A 2,566-nucleotide genomic window follows, 5' to 3' on the forward strand; every position below is an offset into this window, starting at 1 on the left:
ACAAAGTTTCAACTTATATATATTAGTTTTCGCAGCCCAAAAAAGTTGCTGCAATCAAAAAACAGGCGCGGACAAAACCGGCCTGTTTTGGAGGGAACATGATCATCAGCGAGGATGTACAAGTAGGAGAGGTTCGTTATTTATCTCGCTTTTAGCGCGCGGATTTCACTTTCATGCTCGAGCAAGTGTAAAGCGAGGGATTGAAGTACGAGCTCTTGCCGCGCTTGTCCGGCAATGACTTCATTGACTTTTTGTTGCATTTCTGTGAGGGTTTGTTTCATCGCCGAAATTTCATGGAGCGTTTCTAACGTTTCCACGACAGCTTGCCGAATAAACGGCAATTCGGCAACGTCCTCTTTCGTCGCCATCGTTTGTTCCATGCGCCCAATCCGGCTGTCGAGCGCCGCAATGTCGTCTCTGTTGGCCGCCACGGTCTCTTCGAGCTGCCCGATGCGCCCATCCAGCGCTGCGACATCCTCTTTCGTTGCCATTGTCCGCTCGATGGTCCCGATGCGCCCATCCAGCACTGCGACATCCTCTTTCGTTGCCATCGTCCGCTCGATGTTCCGATGCGCCCATCCAGCGCTGCGACGTCTTCTCTCGTCGCTGCCACGGTCTGCTCAAGCCGCCCGATGCGATCATTCATCCGGACAACATCCTGTTTGGTCGCCATCTGATTCCGTATTTGCCGCAGCTCATCGAAAAGGCGCTCCACCCATTCATCCATTGTTTCACCCCCTTTCCTATTCGCTTTCCATTATACCATCATCCCTCCACCAGTTTCTATCATTTTCTCTGTCAATCGACACGCCAATAAAAAAGCCACCCCCATTTCCCGAGCAGTGGCCGGAAAACGAAGATGGCTATAAAAGCGATCAACACCATTATGAAATTTTTTGTTCCTGCAGCGGCAGGGCAACTGATTTTCTCGCTTTGCCTAGATGGAAGACGGCGTTTAAGAGGATGGCGGTCATGCTGCCGGCGACGATGCCGCTGTCGGTTAAAATGCGCAAGCCGGTCGGCAGCTCGGCAAACAAGTTCGGCACCGCCGTCACCCCAAGCCCCACGCCGACCGAGCAGGCGATGATCAGCAAGTTCTCTTGCACAGTTAGGTCAACTTGGCCTAACATTTTCACACCGTAGGCAATGACCATGCCAAACATCGCGAGCATCGCCCCGCCTAAAACTGGAGCTGGTATGATCGTCGCCACCGCGGCGATTTTCGGCACGAACCCAAGCAAGACGAGGAAGGCCGCCGCGGCGTAAATGACGCTGCGCGTTTTCACGCCCGACAATTGGACAAGACCGACGTTCTGCGAGTACGTCGTGTACGGAAATGCGTTCAACAGCCCACCGATGATGATAGCCAATCCCTCGGCGCGGTAGCCGCCCGCCAAATCCTCATCCGTCAGCCGGCGGCGGCAAATGTCGGATAAAGCGAAGTAGACGCCGGTCGATTCAACAAGGCTGACGATCGCGACGAGCACCATTGTGAAAACAGCGGGGCCATGAAACGACGGAGCGCCGAAGTAAAACGGCTGCGGCCAATGAACCCACGATGCCTCAGCGACCGCTGTCCAGTCCACTTTCCCCATCATGGCCGCTGCCGCCGTGCCAGCTGCCATGCCGAGCAAAATGGCAATGGAGCGAATGAACCCTTTGAAGCAACGGTACAACACGATAATGAGTGCAAGCACGCCAAACGACAACGCCAAGTTAGCCGGATCACCAAAGTCCTTCGCCCCTTGTCCGCCGGCCATATTGTTCACCGCTGCCGGGATGAGCGTCAAGCCAATGACGGTCACAACCGAACCGGTGACAACTGGCGGAAACAACGTCCGCAGAGAGAAAATGACGTCTTCATCATTTTTTCACAAACGTCACCATTTGTTCACACTTCCAGCATCGTTTTTGTGAGAAAAGTCACTGTTGCCTCAGTTTTGTACAGTTATGATAGTGTCAAAGCAGGGAAATTGGCCGTTTGGCGCACCTGCTGAATGGCTGTTATGGGGGATGAATCCAACAAAGAGGAGGGATACGGCATGGCAAAACTGATCACAGCGGCCCGGCAAACGAAACAGGAAAAAGAGCCGGCGCTCAAAGGCACGCTGGCCTCTGTGTTTCTGCTCGGCTTTTTCGTCATTTTTTCTTGGGTCAGCGTCTACTTTTTATTTTTGCACCGCCTGTAAGCGGCAAAGGAGGGAATCGGTATGCACATCCATAAGTATGAAAAAATTTGGCTTACGTTTGGCATCGGCTGTTTGATCGTTTTTTTTGACGGTCGTCGGCGTAAGTGCATTCGCCGCCGGACAGCAGCCGCCGAGCTGCCTGACAACGATCGATCCAGAAAAAGTCGATTCGACCCCGCCGTTTGATCATCCGGGGCTCGTCAAAAAAGGAGACAAGGAATACGAGTTGAACATCGTCGTCGCCGCGTTTTCTTTTACACCGAATGCGATCGAAATTCCAAAAGGAGCGAAAGTGACGATCAACGTCACTTCGAAAGACGTCATCCACGGATTTGAAATCCCGGGAACGAACGTGAACATGATGGTCGAACCCGGTT

General features: G+C 53.0%; 2 protein-coding genes and 2 pseudogenes. 2 read left to right on the top strand and 2 right to left on the bottom strand.

Annotated elements, in window-relative coordinates; translation table 11 throughout:
• Positions 1–140: 140 nt before the first annotated feature.
• Both I656_RS0116800 and I656_RS01400 read right to left on the bottom strand, forming a co-directional pair.
• Positions 141–551, bottom strand: a complete 411-nt coding sequence (locus I656_RS0116800) for a hypothetical protein (RefSeq protein ID WP_020756646.1) — start codon at positions 549–551, stop codon at positions 141–143.
• 333 nt (positions 552–884) lie between these two features.
• Positions 885–1,844, bottom strand: a pseudogene (locus I656_RS01400) (nucleobase:cation symporter-2 family protein); the annotation flags it as partial.
• A gap of 198 nt (positions 1,845–2,042) precedes the next feature.
• On the opposite strand from I656_RS01400, the gene I656_RS0116805 reads away from it, so the two are divergent.
• A complete protein-coding gene (locus I656_RS0116805) occupies positions 2,043–2,189 on the top strand; it encodes a cytochrome c oxidase subunit 2A (protein WP_015374723.1) in 147 nt (48 codons plus the stop codon).
• Positions 2,190–2,210: 21 nt separating this feature from the next.
• A pseudogene (locus I656_RS01395) lies at positions 2,211–2,566 on the top strand (cytochrome B5); the annotation flags it as partial.

This window comes from Geobacillus sp. WSUCF1, from assembly GCF_000422025.1.
GTDB lineage: Bacteria > Bacillota > Bacilli > Bacillales > Anoxybacillaceae > Geobacillus > Geobacillus zalihae.

What these genes read in the sequence shown, in the direction of transcription:
- I656_RS0116800 (WP_020756646.1), bottom strand. Translation starts at nt 551, where the DNA reads ATGGCAACGAAAGAGGATGTCGCAGTGCTGGATGGGCGCATCGGGACC.
- I656_RS0116805 (WP_015374723.1), top strand. Translation starts at nt 2,043, where the DNA reads ATGGCAAAACTGATCACAGCGGCCCGGCAAACGAAACAGGAAAAAGAG.